7 protein-coding genes are annotated in these 5,001 nt (G+C 53.0%); 4 read left to right on the top strand and 3 right to left on the bottom strand.

Annotated features, from left to right (window positions below; genetic code table 11):
* Positions 1 to 155 precede the first annotated feature (155 nt).
* Positions 156 to 803: a peptide-methionine (S)-S-oxide reductase MsrA gene (gene msrA, locus KGB03_RS02395; protein WP_223526220.1), complete on the top strand. Its 648-nt coding sequence runs from the start codon at positions 156 to 158 to the stop codon at positions 801 to 803.
* A gap of 140 nt (positions 804 to 943) precedes the next feature.
* Here the strand turns inward: msrA and KGB03_RS02390 are convergent, their stop codons facing one another.
* Positions 944 to 1,783 (bottom strand): 23S rRNA (adenine(2030)-N(6))-methyltransferase RlmJ, encoded by an 840-nt coding sequence (locus tag KGB03_RS02390; RefSeq protein ID WP_223526219.1) that lies wholly within the window; start codon positions 1,781 to 1,783, stop codon positions 944 to 946.
* 250 nt (positions 1,784 to 2,033) lie between these two features.
* Between KGB03_RS02390 and KGB03_RS02385 the strand changes: the two genes are divergently transcribed.
* From KGB03_RS02385 to KGB03_RS02375, 3 genes are read left to right on the top strand one after another with little or no spacing between them, the layout of a single operon-like run.
* On the top strand, positions 2,034 to 2,618 hold the full coding sequence (locus KGB03_RS02385; RefSeq protein ID WP_223526216.1) for a PAAR domain-containing protein: 585 nt from the start codon (positions 2,034 to 2,036) through the stop codon (positions 2,616 to 2,618).
* Complete coding sequence (locus tag KGB03_RS02380; RefSeq protein ID WP_223526213.1) at positions 2,618 to 3,190, top strand: type VI secretion system amidase effector protein Tae4; 573 nt, start codon at positions 2,618 to 2,620, stop codon at positions 3,188 to 3,190. The genes KGB03_RS02385 and KGB03_RS02380 overlap by 1 nt, the downstream gene beginning before the upstream one ends.
* Complete coding sequence (locus KGB03_RS02375) at positions 3,187 to 3,603, top strand: type VI secretion system amidase immunity protein Tai4 (protein WP_223526211.1); 417 nt, start codon at positions 3,187 to 3,189, stop codon at positions 3,601 to 3,603. The genes KGB03_RS02380 and KGB03_RS02375 overlap by 4 nt, the downstream gene beginning before the upstream one ends.
* Before the next feature lie 67 nt (positions 3,604 to 3,670).
* Here KGB03_RS02375 and KGB03_RS02370 read toward each other — a convergent pair whose 3' ends face one another.
* Both KGB03_RS02370 and KGB03_RS02365 read right to left on the bottom strand, forming a co-directional pair.
* Positions 3,671 to 3,988 (bottom strand): hypothetical protein, encoded by a 318-nt coding sequence (locus KGB03_RS02370; RefSeq protein ID WP_223526208.1) that lies wholly within the window; start codon positions 3,986 to 3,988, stop codon positions 3,671 to 3,673.
* A 358-nt stretch (positions 3,989 to 4,346) separates the two neighbouring features.
* Positions 4,347 to 5,001 (bottom strand): hypothetical protein (locus KGB03_RS02365; RefSeq protein ID WP_317851225.1); only part of this gene is annotated, 655 nt, incomplete at its 5' end.

Raw genomic sequence — 5,001 nt, 5'->3', positions numbered from 1 at the left:
GCTCGCGAAGGCGGTGTGACCGTCGACATCATTATTGCCTGACACACCGCCTTCGCGAGCAAGCCCGCTCCCACAGGGGTAGTGATTAACTTGGCATCATTGGGCAAACTGGCGGTCTGACTTTCTACATTCAAACCTGACTGAGAGGACTGATCATGGTTCTGCGCTCGGAAATCCTGGTGAACAAAAACGTGCTCCCGACTAAAGAACAAGCTCTGCCTGGCCGTGAAACCCCAATGACCGTGCCGGAAAAACACTTCGTCCACGACGCCCCGCTGCTGGGCCCGTTCGCGATGGACGTAGATTTCGCGATCTTCGGCCTCGGCTGCTTCTGGGGTGCAGAGCGCAAGTTCTGGCAGCGCGAAGGCGTGGTCAGTACGGCGGTGGGCTACGCCGGCGGCTTTACGCCGAACCCGACGTATGAAGAAGTCTGCTCGGGCCTGACCGGCCATAGCGAAGTGGTACTGGTGGTCTACGAGCCGGCGAAAGTCAGCTACGAAGAGCTGCTGAAGATGTTCTGGGAACTGCACAACCCGACTCAGGGCATGCGCCAGGGCAATGACATCGGTACTCAGTACCGCTCGGTGATCTACGCCACCAACCCGACTCAACTCGCGGCGGCCAAGCACAGCGAGCAAGTGTTCCAGGCTGAGCTGACCAAGGCTGGCAAAGGCACCATCACCACCGAAATCGACGAAGCCCCGACCTTCTTCTTTGCCGAGGCTTACCACCAGCAATACCTGGCGAAAAACCCTGAAGGGTATTGCGGGATTGGCGGTACAGGCGTGACTTGCCCGATCTAAATTTCAGGCCCTAAAAGCATCGCGGGCAAGCCCGCTCCCCCAAGTTATGTGTCTGACCACAATGTTGTGATCGACATAAAACCCTGTGGGAGCGGGCTTGCCCGCGAAGGCGTCCGATCAGACGCCACTCATGCAACTGGTCAACTCTCTGCGATCAACCAATCCATCTGCCACCCACCCTGGGTCTGCCCCAACTTCTTGGACAACCACGGCAGCAACTCACGCAATTCCTCTTCCAGCCCCCACGGCGGATTCGCAATCGCCAACCCCGAGCCATTCAGGCTGTTCGGCGTATCCAGCGGATGCACCAGCAACTCGACCCGCAACAACTTCGGCGCGCCCGTACCCGCCAGGTCCTGATAAAAACGACGCAACAGGCGCTGGTCCTTCACCGGGTACCAGATCGCCGCCACCGTTTGGCGCATCCGGCCAATCGCCTCTTTCAGCGACGCCGCACAGCGCTGCATCTCATCCAGCTGCTCGAACGGCGGATCAATCAACATCACCGCCCGCTTCTCCTGCACTGGCAACATCGCACGCGGCACATGCCAGCCTTCACCCAGATGCACCTTCACCCGACGGTCGCCCGCCATGTTGTCCTTGAGCAGCAAGCCGTCCTCGGGGTGCTTCTCATTGAGCATCACCCGATCCTGCGGCCGCGTCAGCCGCCGCGCCAACTCCGGCGACCCCGGGTAATAGCGCAACTGGCCATCCGGGTTCATGTCGTGCAGCACCTTCATGTAATCAGCGGTCAACGCCGGCAGATCCGACTGATCCCACAAACGCGCAATACCTTCCAGGTACTCACCGGTACGGCTCGCCTGATCACCCTGCAGGTCATACAGACCAATGCCAGCGTGAGTGTCGAGATAGGCAAACGGCTGCTCCTTGCGCGACATCAACGCGATGATGCGGGTCAAAGTCAGGTGTTTGAACACATCGGCGTGATTGCCGGCATGGAAGGCGTGACGATAATTCATGGCTGCTCCTGCGAAGGGCGGGAAGTTTACCTTGTACGGCGGCGAACGTCAGGACCTCACAGCCGAGCGGGTATTCTGCGCTGCATCGTAACCCCACCGTCCGTGTAGGAGTTGCCGAAGGCTGCGATCTTTTGATCTTGCTCTCGCGGCAGCAACATCACGTCACATATTGCCAAAGACGAGCCATCCTGACGCGTACATATGAGTGCGAAGATCGAGCCGACCTGACGCCCGAAAAATGGAGATTTACATGGGAAGGAAAATGATTGGTATCGGCGCGCCCACATCGACTGGAGGTTCCGTACTGGAGGGAAATGTCGGTATCAACATCGATTACGCGGTGAGCACATCATCCATCGGTCATATCGCGAGTTGTCCTGCCTGCAGCAAAGGACAAGGCCCCATCGTCGCGGTCGGCCCCCGAACCATTACGCTACCTGCCGGATTGGTTGCCCTGGAAGGTGATTACGTCGCCTGTGGATGCCCTCCACAATCCAACACTGTGATGTTCGCTCAGTCATCTGTATATGGCGGAGCGGAACACAACAAAGCAGATTTTTCAGGCATTACCGCCCTGCTCAATCGTCCGAAGACCATCACCAGCATTTCCTTATCTTATGGCGATACGCAGGTGCCGGTTGAGTCAGTTTCCCGGTTTTACACCGACTTGAATATTCATGTAAAAACCTCGGGATATTTGCCCGGCGAGACGGTCACCGTCAACATTAGCGGCCCCACCGAAAAAGCGTTGACCGGAATTGTAGGGACCAAAGGTGTAGCCATCATTTCAAACGCATTTGGAAGCGAAATCATTGACATGGAAGGGGAAGCATAATGGCTCAAGTTGTTATCCATTCCGGCGGTGTATCCTCCAGCATCTCGGTTAAAAGGCCTCGGTTTAGCACCTTATGGAACGCCTATGCAGAAGTCGGTCATAAAGGTTCAATTGAAGTATATGGACTTGTCGGAGGCGGGGTCGAAGCGGCAAGAGCAGAAAAGCCTGATGCCTATGCGAATGCCTGCGCTTTGAGGATAAGCAGAGCATTCAATTACGGTGGGTATAAAATCCCCAAAGGCACAATCATACAAAACCAACCCATTTACCGGCTAAGTGGAGCGGATCAGCTTCCCTATATCATGAAGGTAGTAGATTTTCTTGCCTTCCTTAAACACAACTGGGGCGAGCCTGATCATACTCTGACGCAAAATAATTCAGACTTCATCAATGGCAAAAAAGGCGTCATTGTTATGGAGATCACCGGATGGAGCGACGCCTCAGGTCACGCAACCCTTTGGAACGGGAGCGTGACCGGTGACGACAGTGACTACCACAGACAAGACAGCCATACCTATGACAATCCACGGGTAAAGCTCGAAAAAATAAACTTTTGGGAGTTGAAGGGATGACACGCTCGCGGTTAATTTTTCTGGCGCTGCTACTTATTTCTGGGCGAGCCATATCTGCTGAAATCGATATCGATAAGGCTCGAGAAATGCTTAAAAATTATGGGCTAGCCAACTGCATCTCCAGCCAATTCAAGGGTGAATCAGAAGTAAAGTCTGATATAGGTCTTGCAATTGGTGCCTACTCGTCGATGGGCAAAGGTCAACATCTCATCATTCAAAACGAAGACACTCTCGAAGTCACACACGACCCATACGCAGAAACCGAGAAATACATGAACAATGCCTATACAAAGACTTCATCCGTCAGCAAGCATTCTGATAAAAAAATGGTCTTTTATGGTTGCTTGGAGGTTTACAACTCCAAGGAATTCAACGCATTCATTAAATCTCAGGATCAATACCTGCCAAAGTAGATCCGCAAAATGAATAAGGCTGATCCTTCCTACAGCCAAACAGGAAGGATCACTCTTTATGCCGATGCTACGGCCGAGCGCGCAATCGCCGCCCAAGAACATCCAGCACATCACACCCATCCCGCAACGGAATGGCGCAGAGCAAAGCAAAATCACTAAGAATGAAGGACTGACACTCGATCGAACCGCGCATGGACAAGTTCTCCATCACTTGGGTGACGGCGCGAATTCGGTAGTTGGCAGCGTCATACAAAACATCCAGCGGCGCTTGGGTGTCAACGAACAGGGTCGGCATGTCGTCGCAATTGCTGGTGAGCGCCATGAAACGGCTTTGGGGATGGGGGGTTGGTTTTACGTAGGGTGGATCGGGGGTAAGTGTTTTCATCAATTTGAGTCCTAACGTATGGATTGAAGCCGCCAGAAATCACTTCCACGCAAATAGGTGGCGGCTGTACGCAGGTGTGGAAGACCGGGACGTTAGGCACCCGGCGCACTCGAAAGCGCCCCGCGCACAGCCACCATAAAACACAGACGATAGAACACGCCGAACTGGTGGCGCTTGATGCGCCTAACGATAGAAGGGCTTCCACGCCCTGTCACTGAATTTGCAGTGACCACCAAAGACTATCGATGAGACCCGATGCGCACCAGTTCATGGAAACCGCTACGACTTGAAGGAAACTTCCGACGACGTCGCCCAGAAATTTCGCAGTCATCACGGAATGTTTTAAACACCTTCTGATTCAGTCTGTTGTGCTGGCGATAAGTGCACTGAGTGTTTGACGCTTGGGATTCCAGATCGTCAGGCACCACACACCCCACCACTCCAAACCCGAATTAAAGTAATTACTCCATGGTTCTACACTTGAAGCGGAGTCGTCATTGCAATGTATACCCGTACTGTATTCTTCTACCCAGTTGACAACTGAAACATCATCTGATTCGTTTAAACCAAGGAGTTCGCACCATTCATTAAAGACGGATTGTGCTTCCTTCTTCCCTTTTTTAAATCGCGCACGATATGGCGGATTCAGAAAACAGGCGTACAACGCGAACCGCTCAAAAATATCGGTTCTTTCAGTCAAGGTCAGACTCCGTATCTCATCCCGGTTCAAGGGAGTAGCTACGGCGCTTTCTAGATCCCAACTGATCAGTGGCTCCGGAAAGTCCTCATACTCTGGATTCTTCGTGAGATTTTCGTGCCACTGCCTCATCTCCTTCATCAGCGCATCATGAAGCGCCGTCAACGCTTGCCGATGCGTGGTTTCATCTACTTCTATAGAAAATTCAGGTGCAAGAACAACAAACTTGAAAACGCATCCGGCGTCATTCATTCGTTTATACAATGATGCAGCTTTCTCTTCTTCAACAACTTTCAACATAAACAAAACCCAACCC

It is taken from the genome of Pseudomonas sp. BF-B-26 (assembly GCF_019956495.1).
Classification (GTDB): domain Bacteria; phylum Pseudomonadota; class Gammaproteobacteria; order Pseudomonadales; family Pseudomonadaceae; genus Aquipseudomonas.
The sequence above is the reverse complement of the archived record's forward strand: the minus strand, read 5'-3'. Positions and strand labels throughout refer to the sequence as shown.

Coding starts and splice junctions, on each gene's coding strand:
- KGB03_RS02385 (WP_223526216.1), top strand. CDS start 2,034: ATGGGAAGGAAAATGATTGGTATCGGCGCGCCCACATCGACTGGAGGT.
- KGB03_RS02390 (WP_223526219.1), bottom strand. CDS start 1,783: ATGAATTATCGTCACGCCTTCCATGCCGGCAATCACGCCGATGTGTTC.
- KGB03_RS02380 (WP_223526213.1), top strand. CDS start 2,618: ATGGCTCAAGTTGTTATCCATTCCGGCGGTGTATCCTCCAGCATCTCG.
- KGB03_RS02370 (WP_223526208.1), bottom strand. CDS start 3,988: ATGAAAACACTTACCCCCGATCCACCCTACGTAAAACCAACCCCCCAT.
- msrA (WP_223526220.1), top strand. CDS start 156: ATGGTTCTGCGCTCGGAAATCCTGGTGAACAAAAACGTGCTCCCGACT.
- KGB03_RS02375 (WP_223526211.1), top strand. CDS start 3,187: ATGACACGCTCGCGGTTAATTTTTCTGGCGCTGCTACTTATTTCTGGG.